At 71.6% G+C, this 16,320-nt stretch carries 17 protein-coding genes; 4 read left to right on the forward strand and 13 right to left on the reverse strand.

Annotated features, from left to right (window positions below; all coding sequences use genetic code 11):
* On the reverse strand, positions 1-849 hold an 849-nt coding region (locus tag ACLFRB_RS05250; RefSeq protein ID WP_411067953.1), incomplete at its 3' end, for a hypothetical protein.
* Between the two features lie 177 nt (positions 850-1,026).
* Between ACLFRB_RS05250 and ACLFRB_RS05255 the strand changes: the two genes are divergently transcribed.
* Complete coding sequence (locus tag ACLFRB_RS05255) at positions 1,027-2,139, forward strand: RNA ligase (protein WP_411067954.1); 1,113 nt, start codon at positions 1,027-1,029, stop codon at positions 2,137-2,139.
* A 13-nt stretch (positions 2,140-2,152) separates the two neighbouring features.
* Here the strand turns inward: ACLFRB_RS05255 and ACLFRB_RS05260 are convergent, their stop codons facing one another.
* The 3 genes from ACLFRB_RS05260 to ACLFRB_RS05270 all read right to left on the reverse strand — a co-directional run bounded on the left by ACLFRB_RS05260 (position 2,153) and on the right by ACLFRB_RS05270 (position 4,484).
* Positions 2,153-2,734 (reverse strand): RNA ligase partner protein, encoded by a 582-nt coding sequence (locus tag ACLFRB_RS05260; protein ID WP_411067955.1) that lies wholly within the window; start codon positions 2,732-2,734, stop codon positions 2,153-2,155.
* 72 nt (positions 2,735-2,806) lie between these two features.
* Positions 2,807-3,787, reverse strand: a complete 981-nt coding sequence (locus ACLFRB_RS05265; RefSeq protein ID WP_411067956.1) for a YbgA family protein — start codon at positions 3,785-3,787, stop codon at positions 2,807-2,809.
* 91 nt (positions 3,788-3,878) lie between these two features.
* Positions 3,879-4,484: a PilZ domain-containing protein gene (locus ACLFRB_RS05270; RefSeq protein ID WP_411067957.1), complete on the reverse strand. Its 606-nt coding sequence runs from the start codon at positions 4,482-4,484 to the stop codon at positions 3,879-3,881.
* Positions 4,485-4,588: 104 nt separating this feature from the next.
* Here ACLFRB_RS05270 and ACLFRB_RS05275 point away from each other — a divergent pair, with 104 nt between their 5' ends.
* The gene (locus ACLFRB_RS05275) at positions 4,589-5,302 is read left to right on the forward strand and encodes a uracil-DNA glycosylase family protein (protein WP_411067958.1); all 714 of its coding nucleotides are present in this window, start codon (positions 4,589-4,591) and stop codon (positions 5,300-5,302) included.
* A 22-nt stretch (positions 5,303-5,324) separates the two neighbouring features.
* On the opposite strand, the gene ACLFRB_RS05280 is transcribed toward ACLFRB_RS05275, so the two are convergent.
* The 9 genes from ACLFRB_RS05280 to ACLFRB_RS05320 all read right to left on the reverse strand — a co-directional run bounded on the left by ACLFRB_RS05280 (position 5,325) and on the right by ACLFRB_RS05320 (position 13,753).
* On the reverse strand, positions 5,325-5,930 hold the full coding sequence (locus ACLFRB_RS05280; RefSeq protein ID WP_411067959.1) for a hypothetical protein: 606 nt from the start codon (positions 5,928-5,930) through the stop codon (positions 5,325-5,327).
* 144 nt (positions 5,931-6,074) lie between these two features.
* Entirely contained in the window at positions 6,075-6,620 is a 546-nt protein-coding gene (locus ACLFRB_RS05285; protein WP_411067960.1) for an NUDIX hydrolase, read from the reverse strand.
* 15 nt (positions 6,621-6,635) lie between these two features.
* Positions 6,636-6,971, reverse strand: a complete 336-nt coding sequence (locus tag ACLFRB_RS05290; protein ID WP_411067961.1) for a CDP-alcohol phosphatidyltransferase family protein — start codon at positions 6,969-6,971, stop codon at positions 6,636-6,638.
* Positions 6,972-7,067: 96 nt separating this feature from the next.
* The gene (locus ACLFRB_RS05295; RefSeq protein ID WP_411067962.1) at positions 7,068-7,511 is read right to left on the reverse strand and encodes a DUF2267 domain-containing protein; all 444 of its coding nucleotides are present in this window, start codon (positions 7,509-7,511) and stop codon (positions 7,068-7,070) included.
* 158 nt (positions 7,512-7,669) lie between these two features.
* Positions 7,670-8,188, reverse strand: coding sequence for a dihydrofolate reductase (locus ACLFRB_RS05300; RefSeq protein ID WP_411067963.1), 519 nt, complete (start codon positions 8,186-8,188; stop codon positions 7,670-7,672).
* A gap of 76 nt (positions 8,189-8,264) precedes the next feature.
* Positions 8,265-9,074, reverse strand: coding sequence for a thymidylate synthase (locus ACLFRB_RS05305; RefSeq protein WP_411067964.1), 810 nt, complete (start codon positions 9,072-9,074; stop codon positions 8,265-8,267).
* Between the two features lie 80 nt (positions 9,075-9,154).
* Complete coding sequence (locus ACLFRB_RS05310; RefSeq protein WP_411067965.1) at positions 9,155-10,015, reverse strand: alpha/beta hydrolase; 861 nt, start codon at positions 10,013-10,015, stop codon at positions 9,155-9,157.
* A gap of 39 nt (positions 10,016-10,054) precedes the next feature.
* On the reverse strand, positions 10,055-11,908 hold the full coding sequence (locus ACLFRB_RS05315) for an adenosylcobalamin-dependent ribonucleoside-diphosphate reductase (RefSeq protein ID WP_411067966.1): 1,854 nt from the start codon (positions 11,906-11,908) through the stop codon (positions 10,055-10,057).
* A gap of 162 nt (positions 11,909-12,070) precedes the next feature.
* The gene (locus tag ACLFRB_RS05320) at positions 12,071-13,753 is read right to left on the reverse strand and encodes a DUF262 domain-containing protein (RefSeq protein WP_411067967.1); all 1,683 of its coding nucleotides are present in this window, start codon (positions 13,751-13,753) and stop codon (positions 12,071-12,073) included.
* A 383-nt stretch (positions 13,754-14,136) separates the two neighbouring features.
* On the opposite strand from ACLFRB_RS05320, the gene ACLFRB_RS05325 reads away from it, so the two are divergent.
* Together ACLFRB_RS05325 and ACLFRB_RS05330 are read left to right on the forward strand one after the other, a co-directional pair.
* Positions 14,137-14,988, forward strand: coding sequence for a ChuX/HutX family heme-like substrate-binding protein (locus ACLFRB_RS05325; protein WP_411067968.1), 852 nt, complete (start codon positions 14,137-14,139; stop codon positions 14,986-14,988).
* Positions 14,989-15,120: 132 nt separating this feature from the next.
* On the forward strand, positions 15,121-16,320 hold the full coding sequence (locus tag ACLFRB_RS05330) for an EAL and HDOD domain-containing protein (protein ID WP_411067969.1): 1,200 nt from the start codon (positions 15,121-15,123) through the stop codon (positions 16,318-16,320).

The following is a 16,320-nucleotide window of genomic DNA, read 5'->3' on the forward strand; positions in this document are numbered from 1 at the left end:
CACCAGGGCCGTCTCCCCGGCGGTCACCCCCGCCCGGGGCACCCAGCGCATGGCCGCGCCGCCGATCCGGCGGACCGCCGTGCTGCCCCGCAGGACCACCGCAGTGGTGCCGGCGGCGCCGAAGGTCACCAGCCCCTTGAGGGTGGTGGGCACCTGCTCGTTCTGGCCCTCCGCCTGGGTGAGCTGGAGGCCGATGTGGGCGAGGTGCTGCTCCCAGTCGTCCCGGGGCACGTCGTGCTCGGCGGGGATGGCGCGGAGCTCGGTGCGCACATCGGCGAGGTAGGCCTGCAGGGTGTCGCGGGCGATGGCCTCCATGCGCATCTGGGTCTCCCCGGGCGGCATTACCCGGGTGGCGAAGGCGTCGCGGAAGTCGTCCATCATGGCCGCCTGGGCCTCCCGGCCCCCGACCCAGTCGGCGGCGAGGAAGCCCAGGGCCTTGAGGTCCCGCCACTGCTGGTTCCAGAAGCCGAAGTACCAGGGCAGGAAGTCCTCGTCCACCCGCCCCATGAGCTCGGCGTGCCAGGCGTCCAGCTCGCGCTGGGCCCGCTTTTCGGCGTCCCTACGGGCCTCCTCGAAGACGGTCCGTATCTCCGCGTCCACCGCCGACCAATCCACCGGCTCGGCCACCGTGAAGGTGCGCCCCTCCTCCATCCAGGCGAAGGGGGAGCGTTCCGCCCAGAAGGTGCGCTCCACGAAGAAGGCCGCTGCCAGCAGGACGAGCAGCAGGATGGCGCTCCACTTGGCGGCGCGCCACAGGCGGGCAAGGAAGTAGCGGTCGGGGTGCCGCGGGGGTTCCGGAGCGGGGGCCTCCACGGCGTGGCGGGTGCGGGCGGCGGGAGGCCGGGGCATGGGCAACTCCTTGACAGCGGACATCCACCTTTAGACAACAGCCCTGCCCGGGAAGTCAAGCCCCGGATGTCCGGACGGCAGGGGGCGCTGTCCGCCCACGGCGGGAGAGTACCGGAGGCGGGGCGTCGGCCGTATAGTGGGCGGCAGGGGAGCCCAATTCCTGCCGGGGGTCCGAGCATGCCCACCCTGCCCCTGCGGGAGGCGCTGCGCCAGGGCCGGGCGGTCCGGGCCCGGTTCGGCGGCCTCCGTTACATCCGCTTCAAGGACGACTTCCAGGGGGTGCCGCGCGGCACGGTGGTGGCCCGCGGGCGGACGGTGTGGGGGTACCCCCACATGGGCCGGCTGTTGTCCCTGGAGGCGGGCCTGGAGGAGCATTTCGCCGGTCCCTTCCAGGCCGAGGAGAAGATCGACGGCTACAACGTCCGCATCGCCCGCCTGGGCGGCCGGCCGGTGGCCCTGACCCGCGGTGGCCTGGTCTGCCCCTTCACCACCGACCGCCTCCCCGATCTGCTGCCCACCGCCATCCTCGACGCCGAGCCGGAGCGGGTGGTCTGCGGCGAGGTGGCCGGACCCGACAATCCCTACCTGGAGGCGAGCCCGCCCTGGATCGGCGCGGACGTGGCGCTGTTCGTCTTCGACCTCATGGGGATCAACCGTCCCGGCTTCGAGCCGCTGGCGGACAAGCACGCCGCGGTGGAGCGCTACGCCCTGCCCGCGGTCCCTTTCCGGGGCCGATTCCGGCCCGACGAGGCCGGCCGGGCGGGGCTTCGGGCCGTCTCGGACGCGGTGGAGGCGGAGGGGGGCGAGGGCGTGGTGCTCAAGGAGGAGGATCGACCCGACAAGCGGGTCAAGTACGTCACGGGCGGGGCCAACATCCGCGACATCGCCGTGGCGGCCGGCAACATGGCCGACCTGCCCGCCGACTATTTCTCCGACCGGGTGCAGCGGCTGGTGCTGTACCTTATGGACCAGGGCCGAGAGCGGACGGCGGAGCTGGACCGCGAGCTGGGGCGGGCCTTCCTCGACGGGCTGGAGGAGGCCGTGCGCCAGTTCCGGCGGGAGCGCCACGTGTCGTGCGTCTATCGCTGCCGGTTCCGGGAGCGGGCCAACGCCGAGGCCTTCCGCCGCCATCTGGCGGCCCTGAGCGACGCGGGCGTGCAGACCCGGATCCTGGGCCTGGAGCGCGAAGGGCGGGGCGGCTACTGGGTCCTGCGCTTCGAGCGCATCGCCCCGCGCATCACCGGCATCCTCGGCCACCTGTTCAGGGGCGGGATCTTCTACGACCCCTGAGCCTCTCCCCCGTCTATTCCCCGGCCAGCTTCTCCAGGATGCGGGCGAAGTAGCGGGGCTGGACCAGCTCCACGCCGGCGCGGTCCGCCCATTCGCGCAGGCCTTCGTCGGCGGACACCAGGATGCCGTCCAGCTCCAGGGCCAGCAGCAGCACGTCGGCGTCCTCCTTGCTGTCCAGGATGCCCCGGCGCAAGGCGTCGCGGTACTTGTCCCGGAGCCGCGTGATCACCGTATCCACCTTCTCGGTGGCCTCCGGACCCCGCCCCATGCGGGCGTGCTCCTCGGCGATGCGCAGGCCCCGGTCGATGCGGTTGCGCACCTCCTCGGTGAACTCATGGAGCAGCGCCCCGGGGATCATCACCTCGTACTTGCGCGGCGAGCGGATGCGGACCACCGTTTCGAACTCCGAGGCCAGCTCGTCCAGGTCGCGCAGGTGGCCGAGCTCCTCGTAGACGGAGCCCGGCATGAAGAACTCCGCCCCCGAGCGGCGGGCCAGGGCGAGGAACTCGTGCAGGGCGGTGTGCGGCTCGGCGGCGAACTGGGCGTAGATGTCGGGGTTGGTGAACACGCTAGTGTCGAGGACGAAGCGTTTCATGGCCGCCTCCTTGGGTCCCTTTGCCCACGCTAGCACGCCATGAGCACGAGCAAGGAGAACTCCGCCGCGGAACTAGGGGCGGTTGCGGAGCATGAGCTCCGCCGGGTGCGGCTGCAGGTACACCTGGCCCGCCACATAGGGATGGGGGTGGCGCCGGAAGTGGTGGTTGAACAGGGTAAGCGGCACCACAAGAGGCACGTAGCCCTGGCGGTAGGACTCCACCACCTCCAACAGCTCCGCCTTGTCGCCCGGGTCGAGGGGCTCCTTGAGGTAGCCCATGAGGTGGTAGAGCACGTTGGCGTGGCCCTTGCGGTCGGCGGGCCGGCGCAGGGCGGCCATGAGGGTGGCGAAATACTCCCGGGCGGTGGCGGCCAGGTCGCCCTGGCCCGCGGCCGCCACCATGCGTCCCAGCTCCCGGTAGGGCCCGTTGCCGTGGGCCATGACCAGCAGCTTGTGGCTGCTGTGGAAGTCCACCAGCTTGCCGGGGGTGAGTCCTTCCGCCTCCAGCGTCCGCCAGCGGTGGTGGACGAAGACCCGCTCGATGAAGTTCTCGCGCAGGGTGGGGTCGCCCAGGCGGCCCTCCTCTTCCACCGGCAGCTCCGGGCGCGCCTCCATGAGGGCCTCGGCGTAGGCCCCGTGGCCGTCCTTGCCCGCCGGCTGGCCCTCCGGGGTGTAGACCTTGACCCGCTCCATGCCGCAGGAGGGCGAGGCCCGCTTGAGGATGTAGCCGTGGATGTCCTCCAGCTCCCGGGCCATGCGGCGGCCGTAGGTGTGGAGGTCGTCGGTGACGTCCCGCTCCGGGTGCCGGGTGCCCACCACGCGGACCGGCTGGCCCTTTTCCCGGACCAGATGGATGGGCTCGCGGGGAACCCCCAGGCCAATGGCCATCTCCGGGCACACCGGCCTGAATTCGAAATATTCCGCCAGGGTGCCGGTGATGTAGGGGTCGCGCTTGTGCCCGGCGTCGTAGCGCACCTCCTCGCCGAGGAGGCAGCTGCTGATGCCCACGGGGATCCGGTGCTCGGGGAGATGGGCGGAGGCGTTCGGCGGCAAGGGGGGACCTCCAGGAGATGGACCGGCTTCCTGGTTCTCGGACAAGCCCCGTTGGGGTAGATTCCCCGGGCCGACCCCTAGTGTCCCGGCCTTACAGCTTGCTGGTGAAGATCTCCAGGCCCAGGTGGTAGCCCGAGTCCAGGGGGCGGCAGTGGGCCACCAGGCACTCGTAGGTGCGGGAGCGGCCGTCGGGCTCCACCACCACCACCCGCACCACGCTGTCCGGGGTAAGGGCCGTGTCCGTCTCCACGCCGAGGCCGAAGGGCGAGGTGTCCACCAGGGTGGCGTGGGTGGAGGTGTCGTCCTGCTGGAGGTAGGCGGTGCGCCCGGGGTCCGGCACCTGGCGGCTGGCCAGGCGCTGCTGGTTGCCGCGGGCCAGGAAGGTGAGGCGCAGGCCGGCGTTGTGCAGGTAGTGGGTGAGGGTGGTGGACAGGTCGCTGGCCCGGGCCGCCTCCACCAGGGCGTTGAAGCGCTCCACCAGCTCCTCGCCGTCCCCGAGGGCCGCGGGCTTTGGCGTTGGTGCGGGGAACCCGGGGTTGGCTTCCCCGGTGAGGTGCCCCTGGATCCGCACCGCCCGCTGCCGGACCGCCGCCAGCTGGCGGCACATGCGGGGATCGATCTCCGCGTTCCACGCCGCGTTTACCAGCCCGTCCATGCGGGACAGGAGGTCCCTGAAGTCCTGGATCTGGTCCTGCACGCCAACCCCTTCGTGACCGTAACCGTTTCGGCAAGCGGGAAATTTACCCATGGGGCGGTCCGGCGGACAAGCCGGCCGCAGAAGAACAGAAAGGATGCATCATTTTGGATCTGTTTGCCATCACCGAAGAATTGCGCGGGTCCGTTGATTCGCTGACGTTTTCGGAGTCGGTGGCCTATGTCTACAACCCGTTGGACTACGCCACCGAGCCCCACGGCCTCTACCTGGAGCGCTTCGGTCGGGGCCGGGGACGGGTGCTTCTGGTGGGCATGAACCCCGGGCCCTTCGGCATGGTGCAGACGGGCGTGCCCTTCGGGGACGTGGGCATGGTCCAGGACTGGATGGGGATCTTCGGCGCGGTGGGACGGCCGCCGCGGGAGCATCCCAAGCGGCCGGTGCAGGGCTTCGACTGCACCCGGCGGGAGGGCAGCGGACGCCGCCTGTGGGGCTGGGCGCGGGAGCGGTTCGGTCCCGCCGAGGCCTTCTTCGCGCGCTTCTACGTGGCCAACTACTGTCCGCTGGCCTTCTTCGAGGAATCCGGGGCCAACCGGACCCCGGACAAGCTGCCCAAGGCGGAGCGCGAGGCGCTGTTCGCGGTCTGCGACCGGGCCCTGGTGGCCACCGTGGACCTCCTGGAGCCGGAGCTGGTGGTGGGCATCGGCCGCTTCGCCGAACGGCGGGCCGTCGCAGCGCTGCAAGAGCGGGACGTACCGGTGGGGATGGTCCTTCACCCCAGCCCGGCCAGCCCCAAGGCCAACCAGGGCTGGGCGGAGCAGGCCGAGCGGGACCTGCGGGCGCTTGGAATCGCCCTCCCCTAGGGACCTGCGCCCCGGGGCGGGGTCAGCGGTGGGTGGCGAAGATCTCCAGCCCGATGTGGTAGTGGGCGTCCTGGGGCTCGCAGTAGACCACCAGGCATTCGTGCCGGCGCCGCCCGTCTTCGCCCTGGATGGTGAGATGGGCCACCGTATGCACCCCCACGGGGTTGCGGGCGATCACGCCCGCCCCGTAGGCGGAGCTGTCCACCACCTTCACCGTCTCGCTGCCCCCGTGCCACTCCAGTCCGGCCTCCTTGGGCTGGTCCTCGCGGTTGGCGATCCGTCGCCCCTCCTGCTGGCCGCGCAGGGAGAAGCGCATGCGGAGGCGGGACGTGTGCAGGTAGTGGGCCACCGCGGAGTGCAGCCCGGCACCCCGCGCGGCGTCCGTGAGCGCCCCGAACTGGTCGAGGAAGTCGTCCGTGTCCCGTACGCTCCGGGCCGCGGGCTCCACCTCGGGCTCGGTGTCGGCAGCCAGGCCGGACAGGTGATTGTGGATGCGCACCAGCCGCTCCCGGATCTTCTCCAGGAAGGCGACGGCCTCCTCCTCCACGCCGGCCTCCCGGCCGGCTTGCGCCAGGCCGTCCATGTGGCCGATTAGGTCCTCGAATCGTGTGATGCCGAGCGTGTTCAAGGCCGCTCCGAGCTGGCGTTGGGGGGTAGTGTCCCCTGGTGGACATTGGTGTCGTCGGGGAGGCCCCGGGCGTCACCCCCGCGAACCTTAGCCGGGAGCGGGCTCCTAGGCAAGCATGCCGCGAAACGGTGCGCCGGTTTCCCGTTACCCGAGGCGGTCCCGGACCAGCAGGTAGCCCCCCAGGGTCTTGGCGTCCGCCTCGCCGGCGCGCACGGCGGCCATCAGCTCCGCGCCGGTGAGCAGGACCGTCTCCAGGTCCTCGTCGTCGTCCTGGGCCGGCGGGTCGTCCAGGGGCTCCAGCTCCCGCGCCAGGTAGGCGTGGATGAGCTCGTCGGAGTAGCCGGGAGCCAGTGGGAAATCGCCCAGGAAGTCCCAGTGGTGGGCGCGGAAGCCGGTCTCCTCCTCCAGCTCGCGCCGGATGGTGCCCTCGGGCGCTTCCCCGGCCTCGACGGTGCCGGCGGGGAATTCGAGCAGCCACTCCCCCACCGGGAAGCGGTACTGGCGGACCAGCACGAAGCGCCCGTCGGCGGCCACGGGCACCGCCATGGCCCCTCCGGGGTGGCGGATGGTCTCCAGCTCGCCCTCCACGCCGTTGGGCAGGCGCAGGGTGGCCACCTCGAAACCGAACTTCCGTCCCTGGTAGGACAGGCGCCGAAACAGGCATTCCGGGTGCTGGGGCTTCCGGGGCATGGGGCCTCGCTGGGTTCAGGAAGGGTCGCCGGCCAGCAGCGCACCCTCCCCGATCCGGTCCAGGGTGGCGTCGAGGAAGGCGCAGAAAGGGGTGGCGCGGCCCGAGGCCCGGACCAGGGTCCCGTCCAGCAGGTCCAGGGCGCTGCCCAGCAGGAACAGCGCCCCCGCGGCGGGCAGGTGCCCCGCCGCCAGGAACCCCGCCGCGGCGGGGGTGAGCAGCAGGGAGGCCGCGGTTGCCTGATTGGGCGTTACCGGGGACCGGGCCAGGGCACGCGCCAGCGGACCCAGCAGCCGCTCGAGGCCGGCCTTGCCCTTCCCCCGCAGCCGTTCCACCGGGGGGAAGCGGGGCATGGGCGGTCTCCCGGGTCTGGGTCCCAGCTCAGAGGGTAGAAGATCCGCCCCATCGAGGCAATTGCCCGGCCCGCTCCGCCGCAGGAGGCCCCACGCTCAGTGCGGGCCGGCCTCGTGGGGCCAGAGGGTGCGGACCTCCTCCGGAAGCATGGCGCGCACCTCCTCGGCTTCCCCCGGGGTGATGTGGTGGTCGAGGACGGCGAACACCGCCCGCGCGGCGGTCTCCGGGTCGTCGTAGCCGATGCTTCGGAACTCCCGGCTGACCCGGTCCAGGAATTCCTCCCGGCTGCGGAATTTGTCGGGTTTGCCTTTGGGCTTGTAGCCCTCGAAGTAGATGCCCCGAACCAGCATGGGGAGCTGGGCGGCGAGGTCGAAGGCCTCGTTCACCTCCAGCCGGTCGCGAACGGGGTACAGGACCCCGCGCAGGGCGTGATAGGCCACTTGGCGGTCTTCCATGCCAAGCTCCTCGGCGATCTCCTTCAGCCAGCCCTCGGTCTCCTGCAGGGTCCGCTCCAGGGAGGGAACGGCGTATCCGGTCATGGCTCTGCTCCTTGGCCGCGCGGCGGCCGGTGGCGGAATGGAAACCCTTCTCCTACTTTGGAGAGCCGCTGAAGCCGGACGTTTCCCGCCCCGGAGGGATTCTCAGAGTGCCGTGGTAGGGGGGCGCCGACCGGCCCCCGAGGGTCCCAGCGGCGCCTTCAGGGACGGCGTTCCAGCGTAAGGAAGGTGCAGGCGTGGGGGTTGTCCGCGTCGGCGGGGTGCTCGAGGGCCTCCACCGTCCGCCATTCCGCCGGGTCGGGGTCCGGCAGGAAGGTGTCCCCCTCCGGCTCCGCGTGGACCCGGGTGAGGCGCAGCCGGTCGGCCCGGTCCCACAGGGCCCGGAAGATCTGTTCGCCCCCCACCACGAACAGCTCCGTCTCCCCCATCTCTCCGGCCCGGGCGATGCCCTCTTCCGGGGAGCCCACCGGGATCACCTCGGGGTGCTCCGGAAGGCGCCCGGGCTCCCCGGTGACCACGAGGAGGCGGCGTCCGGGGAGGGGGTTGGGCCGCTCCGCGCTCGGGCCCAGGGAGTCGAAGGTCTTGCGCCCCATGAGCAGGGCACGCCCCTTGGTGACCCGGGCGAAGTAGCGCATGTCCGCGGGCAGGTGCCAGGGCAGGCGGTTGTCCCGGCCGATCGCCCCGTTGTCCGCCGCCGCCACCAGGAGCGTGATGTCCATGGTCTTCCCTCCGCTTGGGCCGGTGGTGGAACGCCGGGATTCTACGGCCGGTGGCCGGTAAGGGCCACCCGGGGGCCTAGACGGCCACCGGCGCGGAGATCTTGCCGTGGCAGCGGTAGCCCTCCAGGAGGATGTCCTCCGAGCGGAAGGCGAACAGGTCGGTGACGTCCGGGTTCAGCCACAGGGTGGGCGCCGGCAGCGGCTCGCGGGCGAGCTGCTCGTCCACCGCGTCCAGGTGGTTGCGGTAGATGTGGGTGTCGCCGAAGGTGTGGATGAACTCCCCCGGGCGGTAGCCGGTTGCCTGCGCCACCATGTGGGTGAGCAGGGCGTAGGAGGCGATGTTGAAGGGCACCCCCAGGAACAGGTCGGCGGAGCGCTGGTAGAGCTGGCAGGACAGTCGGGGCGGGCCCTCCTCCGCCGGGGCCACGTAGAACTGGAACAGGACGTGGCAGGGGGCCAGGGCCATGCGGTCCAGCTCCGCCACGTTCCAGGCGGAGACCAGGTGGCGGCGGCTGTCCGGATTGCGCCGCAGGGCCTCCAGGACCTGCGCCATCTGGTCGATGTGGCCGCCGTCGGGCGTGGGCCAGGAGCGCCACTGGTGGCCGTAGACCGGGCCCAGCTCGCCGTCGGCGTCGGCCCACTCGTCCCAGATGTGGACCCCCTTCTCCTGGAGCTCGGCGGCGTTGGTGGAGCCGCGCAGGAACCACAGCAGCTCCTCCTTCACGCCGCGGAAGAACAGCTTCTTGGTGGTCACCGCCGGGAACCCCGCCTGCAGGTCGAAGCGAAGCTGGGCCCCGAACACGGAGTAGGTGCCCACCCCGGTGCGGTCTTCCTTGGCCACGCCGTGCTCGCGCACATGGCGCATGAGGTCCAGGTAGTTCTGCATGGCTCCTCCTCCCGTTGGCCGGACAGGATGCCATAAACCGGGTGTCCCCGTACCGGAACCCCCAGGGGCCGTTGGGTGGCTCAGGGACCCGCCTCGGGGTCCGGGGCCGCCGCGGGGAGGAGGTGCTCGGCAAGGAAGGCTTCCCACCCTTCCAGGTAGACGCGCTCGTTCTCCAGGAAGGCGGTGTTGTGGCCGCCGGCCAGCTCCAGGAAGCGCTTGGGCCCCGGGACCCGGTTCAGGACTGCGCGGCCGTGGGCGATGGGGATGATCTCGTCGTCGGCGCTGTGGATGACCAGCACCGGGCTGGAAGCCCGTGCCGCCGCCTCGGCGGTGGGGTATCGGAAGCGCGCCAGCCAGTGGACCGGCAAGTAGGGATAGATCTCCGCCGCCAGGTCGGGGACGGAGGTGAAGGGCGATTCCAGCACCAGGGCGCCGGGGCGGTGGCGCGCCGCCAGCTCGGCGGCCACCGCCGCGCCCAGGGAGCGGCCGAAGAGGACGATGCGCTCCGGCGGCACGCCGCGGTCGGCCACCAGATGCCGCCAGGCGGCCTCGGCGTCGCGGTAGGTGCCCGACTCGGAGGGCCGCCCCCCGCTGCGCCCGTAGCCCCGGTAGTCGATGATCAGGGTGGACAGGCCCAGATCGTTGAGGAGGCGCAGGGTGTCCAGCCGGTGGCCGATGTTGCCGGCGTTGCCGTGGAAGAAGGCCACCACGCCGCGCTCGGGCCGGGCCGGCACAAACCAGCCGTCCAGGGACACCCCGTCCGCCGCCTCCAGCGTGACCGGCTCGTAGTCCAGGCCCGCCTCCGCCGGGGTAGCGGTGACCTCGCGTCCCGGGGTGTTGGGGTAGTACAGCAGGCGGGCCTGGCCGAAGTACACCGCCAGCGCCACGGCCAGATAGGCCAGGGCGAGGACGGCGAGCAGGGTCAGCAGGGTGGCTCCCATGGCGCGCTTCCTGGGCATCGCGTTCCGCTTCCGGGCGGCTCAGTCGGTTTCCCGCTCCGGGCTGCAGCAGTGCGGGGCGAGGACGCTGTCCTCCAGCTCCAGGACCGCGCCGCGCTCGGGCGTGGGGCGGTAGGTGGTGCAGCCCTTCAGGCCGAGATCGTAGGCCCGCTGATACAGGTCGGCGAAGTCGGCGAAGGGGAAGTCCGCGGGGATGTTGATGGTCTTGGAGATGGAGCTGTCCACCAGCGGCTGCAGGGCGGCCTGCATGGCCAGGTGGGCCTGCGGGTCCAGCTCGGTGGCGGTGACAAAGGTCTCCGGCAGGGGCGTGTCCTCGCCGTGCCGCTGCCGCCACAGGGAATGGGCGTAGTCCTCCACGGGATACTCGGTGGTGGAGCCGTCCAGCTCCAGGACGTGGCGGCGGAAGCGGAAGGCGTAGGCCGGCTCCAGGCCCCCGGAGACGTTGTTGGCCAGCAGGCTGATGGTGCCGGTGGGGGCGATGGAGGTGAGGTGGCTATTGCGGATGCCGTGCGCCGCGATGCCCTCCCGGATGTCCTCCGGCAGCCCCCGAATGAAGGGCGCCTCCAGGTAGGGGCCGCGCTCCAGCACGGGGAAGGCGCCCCTCTCCCGGGCCAGCTCCACGGAGGCGCGGTAGGCGGCGTGGGCGATGGTGCCCATGGCCGCGGCGGCCCGCTGCCGGCCCGCCTCGCTGTCGTAGCGCAGCCCCAGCATGATCAGGGCGTCGGCTAGGCCGGTGACGCCCAGGCCCAGGCGGCGGTTGGCGCGCTCTGTCTCCGCCTGGGCCGCCAGTGGGAAGCGCGAGGCGTCCACCACGTTGTCGAGCATGCGCACCGCCACCGGCACCAGGTCGCGGACGGCCCCGAGGTCCAGCTCGGCCCCCTCCGTGAAGGGGCTGCGGACGAAGGCGGCCAGGTTGATGGAGCCCAGGTTGCATGCCCCGTAGGGGGGAAGGGGCTCCTCGCCGCAGGGGTTGCTGGCGGTGATGCGCTCCCGGTAGGCCAGGTTGTTCCAGCGGTTCACCCGGTCCACGAACAGCACGCCCGGCTCCGCCGTGTCGTAGGTGGCGCGCATGATGCGCTCCCACAGGGCGCGGGCGCCCACCCGGCGGATCACCCGGCAGGGTACCGGCCCGTCCTGGCCGGGCCACTCCCGTTCCACCAATTCCTCGGGGCCCGCGTCGGGCTCCAGGGCCTCCGTGGGGAACACCAGGGGCCAGTCGGCGTCGGTCCGTACCGCCTCCATGAAGGCGTCGGTGGTCTGTACCGAGACGTTGAAGCGGGTCAGCCGGCCGGGCTCGCGCTTGGCGTCGACGAATTCCTCGATATCGGGGTGGTCGCAGCGCAGGGTGGCCATCATGGCGCCCCGCCGGGCCCCGGTAGAGAGGATGGTGGAGCAGGTGGCGTCCCAGATGTCCATGAAGGACACGGGTCCGGAGGCGATGGTGTGGGCGTGGCGGGTGCGGGTCCCGCGCGGGCGCAGGGTGGAGAAGTCGAAGCCCACCCCGCCGCCCTGCTGCATGGTCAGGGCGCCCTCCTTGAGGGCGTCGAAGATGCCGTCCATGGAATCCTCGATGACGCCCATGACGAAGCAGTTGAACAGGGTGACGCGGTGCCCCGTGCCGGCCCCCGCCAGGATCCGGCCCCCGGGGAGGAAGCGGAAGCCCTCCAGGGCGCCGCGGAAGCGGTCCTCCCAGGCCGCGCGCGCCTCCGGGGCCTCCTCGGCGGCGAGGGCCCCTGCCACCCGGGCCCAGGTGGCGTGGATATCCGGCTCGCCGTCCTCGGCCGCGCCGGACCGGTACTTGGTGTGCCAGATGTGCCGGGAGATGCCGGCGACGAAGGGGTCTGCCCCCCGGGCGGGACGGTCTGCGCGGGCCATGGGACGCCTCCTCGGGCCGCCGGATGCCCCGGCCCGCCGGATAGGGGCCGGGTCCTTTCGGCAGCATAGCATTCCCGCCGGTTCCGGGAAGGCGCATCGCCCGGCCGGGGCCGCGGTTGGCCCCCCTCACGGGCGGGAGGCAGGGGCCGCCCCCGGCAGGGCTCAGGTGAGGCGCCAGGCCCGGGCAAGGAGCCCCACCAGCTGGCGGTGGCGGCGGTCCAGCGCCTCGGGCGTCCATTCGGGCTCTTCCAGCACCTGCGCGGTGAGGGCGAAGGGCGTCTCGCCCTCCCGGGCGAGGTACTCGGCCTTCTTGCGCGCGAAGTCCCACTTCTGCGCCTCGGGGTTCTTGGTGCGGGGCATGAGCACCAGGTTGCCCAGGCGGTTGGCCTGCTCCTTGCGGGAGGCCGCATCGGGGAAGCGCTGGGCCCATTCCCCCTCGGCCGGCGGGGAGGACGGGAGCACCTGCTCCACGGAGATGATGCGCGGGTGGGAGGGGGCCGACTCGCTTTCGGCGAGCTCGTCCTCCAGCCGCAGGAGGATGGGCAGCCGGAGCTGGACCTGGGTGTACAGAGGACCGTCGAGGGCCTCCTGCACCCGCTGCTTCTCGGCGAAGGAGAGCTGGAGGGGCGACTCCTCCTGGTCGAGGGGCTGGTCCCGGTCCATGGCGTCGAGCACCCGGATGTAGCGCTCCATACGCTCGTTGACCGGGGCCCGGAGGATGAACAGGGCGTAGGCGAGTCGCTCCAGGTCCTGGAGGAAGGACCGCACCAGCGCCGGGCGGGACTCGAACCGGGAAAGGAAGGCGATGGCGGGCGGCAGCCAGTCGGAGTTGTCCAGCCGGTTGAGGACGGTCAGGTGCCGGTTGATGGCGAGGGCCTCGGGGGCGCTGTCGTAGTCGGCGTTCTCGATGGTGCGGAAGGCCCGGGCCATGGGCAACAGGGTGTGGTCGATGAAGTCCCTGGGGCTGCGCTCCGGCTGCAGGGTCTCCCGGATCTCCTGCATGAGGGCCTGCCGGGCCTTGGCCTTGCGGTGGATCATGCGGATGTGGCCGAACAGGTCGGCGAAGCGGTCGCGGCCCAGATCCTCCTCCAGGCCCTCCCACAGCTCGGTGTAGTGCTGCTCCTGCTCCTGGGGGATAGCCCCGATGATGTCGGCCTTGAGGATGTCGGTGGGCTCCAGGTCCATGCCGCGGTCGTTCATTACCGAGAAGATGCGGTAGGCCGAGGCCTGGTCCGAGGCCGACACCACCACCAGGTAGCAGCGCTGCAGCAGGAACATGGCCAGCTGGTCGCGCCGGCTCTCCCCGAGCTCGGTGAGCTGGTCCACCAGGAAGCGGGCGTTGTCCTTGATGTTGCGCTGGCTGTCCGAGAGCTCCCAGTCCTCGGCCCGGTAGAGGGTGGTGCCGTTGGGGCTCTGCACCTGCTCGCGGAAGAACGGCCGGTCCCGCGGGCGGAGCTGCAGGCGGAAGCGATCCTCGGTGCCGCTGAACTTGTCCCCCAGCTCGCAGATGTACTTGTGCAGGGCGTCGGCGGCGCCGGCCGCGGACAGGTCGCGCAGGGCGGCGAGCAGGATGGTCAGGGTGGTCAGCCGCTGTTGGCCGTCCACCACGTCCGCCTCGGGGTAGTTGGGGTCCTTGATGAGGACGATGCTGCCGAGGAAGTAAGGAGAGGCCTCCTGCATCCCCACCCCGTCCCCGGGCAGGGCGTCGATCAGGTCCTGCAGCAGGGTGGCCGTGTGGTCCCGGGTCCAGGAGTACGGCCGCTGGTAGCCGGGGATGCGAAAGAAGTAGTCGTCGCTGAAGATGCGCTTCAGCTCCTGCTCGGTGGCATGGATGGTCTGACGCAACGCGCTGTCTCCCCTTTTTGTTCCTTGCCGGTACGGGTCCCGGCGGACAGCAGGACCCGGTGAGGGACGGTTCGCGCGGACGGCCATCGGGGCTGTCCGGGGTGGGGGCACGGAACCGTGCGCCCAAGCCTACTGGGGAAGGGGGAACGGAGCCAACGGCAATGCGATGATTTTTGGGGCTGGCCACGAGGGCGGAGATGGAGTAGCATCGTTCCCCATTGAGAATGATTCCCAATAGCGTCTCCGGATGGGGACAGCTTTCGGGACAGATCTGACGCACGGAAACGACACAGCCCTGAGCTGCCATACGGCGGTAATACTCCGAGGCTAGGGTTGAGCAAGGTTGTTGGTCCCGTGTAGCGGAAAGGGAGGGGAGGATCGTAATGGATAGGACAACGGCGGTCGCGGAGACCCGAACCAGGGAGACCGGTGGCTACCAGGAGGCCGAGGCCACTCGTCTGAACGGCGACCCCGCGGCTTTGGCCGAGCAGCTGCCCGAGCTGGGTCCCGTGCGCCTGCGGGTGCATTCCGCCCATGCCAGCCAGGCGGTCACCCAGGAGATCACCGCATCCGGCTGGGCGGGCAACGCCCTGTGGCTGGGGGGCCGGGAATCGGGGCTGTGGCTCTACCCCGCCCAGTGGTCCTTCGCCTTCGCTGTGGGCCAGGGTGAGCCCGAAGCCCGCCAGGAGGGCCTGCGCTTCGTGGACCGGGACGGCGAGGTGGGACTGACCGCCGAGCTTACCAGCGCCAGCGACCGCGACGCCTACGCCCGGATCCTCCGGGCGCACCAGCAGTTCGCCATGCGCCGCCCCATCGTTCCCGGGCGGCCCGCGCTGCCGGCCTTCCCCGGCACCGCGCGGCACGCGGTGGACCCGTCCCTGATCCGGGAGCTTCTGGAGACCCTGGCCGACGCGGCCGTTCCGGTGCGTCTGGAGGTGGGCAACCGGGGGGCCCTGCAGGCCTACACCGGCCACATCGGCAATCCCGCGGCCACGGCGGAGGCGTTCCGGGTGCGCGGGGCCGGGCTCGCCCTGGACCTGGACTCCGCCGCCGTGGCGAGCGCCTGGGTGGTGGACATCCCCGTACCCGACGGCCGGGCCCACGCGGTGGATCTCCTGGACGGCGCCGGCGAGCGGATCCTGCGTCTGGCGGGACGGCGCGTGCCCGGCTGCCCCGAGGAGCGGGCCTGGCGCACCCTGGTGCAGGCCCTGGCCGCCTGCCGGCTGGCCTCCTAGGGCCCCCGTAGGGCCTACCCGCTCTCCCCCCCGCGCCCGCCGCCCTTCCCCAGGCGGCGGGCGGACCGATATAGTCCGAAGAGATCCGCCAATTCTCGCCCCCGGGCCCGCCCGCTAGCGGGAGTCCCGCCGATGGCCCACACCCTGATCGCCCGCCAGCCGATCCTGGATGCCCGGCTCCGGGTCTTCGCCTACGAGATCCTCTACCGGGAACCGGGGAGCCCGGACCGGGCTCCGCGGGAAACGGCTGACGCAGCCTCCTTCTCCGTACTGGTGGACCTGTTCACCAGCGTGGACCTGGAGCGCTTTCTCGGGGGGCATCGCGCCTTCTTCAATCTCACTCGCACCGCCCTCCTGCGCCTTGCCGAGCACCCCGTCGGCGTGGGCAGGCTGGTGGTGGAGGTGCTGGAGAGCGTTCCGGCGGACGAGGAGGTGCAGACGGCCATCCGCCACCTGCGCCGGGAGGGTCTGGAGGTGGCCCTGGACGATTTTCACCTGGGTGGCGGGCATCGGGACTTGGTCCCGCTCGCCGACTACATCAAGGTGGACATTCGTGCCCTGGACCCCGGAGAGCTGGCGGAGCACGTGCAGGCGCTGCGGGAGGCGCCGGCCTGGCTGGTGGCGGAGAAGGTGGAGACCCGGGAGGAGTGGGAGCGCTGCAGCGAGCTGGGCTTCGCGCTCTTCCAGGGGTACTTCTTCGCCCGGCCCGAGACCACCCGGCACCACCGGATCCCCACCAACCGGGCCCAGGTGCTCCGGCTTGTGGCGCGGCTGCAGGATCCCCAGGTAGGCTTGGAGGAGCTCGCCGAGCTGGTAAGCCAGGACGCCGCGCTCAGCTACCGGCTGCTGCGGCTGATCAACTCCGCCTACGCACCGGCGGGGGAGAAGGTGGGGACCATCCAGGGCGCCGCCGCGCTGCTGGGGGTGGAGGGCCTCCGCGCCTGGAGCACCTGGCTCGCCCTGGCCCTGCTCGATGACACTCCCGGTGAGCTGCGCGTGGTGACCCTGGCGCGGGCCCGGATGTGCGCCATGCTGGCCCCGGAGGTGGGGATGGCGGAGGAGCAGGGGTTCCTGGTGGGGCTGCTCTCCACTCTGGATGCCCTGATGGATACCTCCATGGACCGGGCCCTGGCGCCCCTGCCCCTGGTCGGTGCGGTGCGGGAGGCGCTGGTCCACCGGGCCGGGCCCGGTGGTCGGCTGCTGGAGGCCGCGGAGGCCCACGAGCGCGGCGACTGGGCGCTCCTGGAGCGGAGGGGATGGGACCCGGAGCGCCTGGCGCAGGCTTATGTGGCGGCCACGGCGTGGGCCGAGGAGCTCAAAGCGACCGTCTGA

Origin of the sequence: Thiohalorhabdus sp. (assembly GCF_046545655.1) — a bacterium.
Classification (GTDB): domain Bacteria; phylum Pseudomonadota; class Gammaproteobacteria; order Thiohalorhabdales; family Thiohalorhabdaceae; genus Thiohalorhabdus.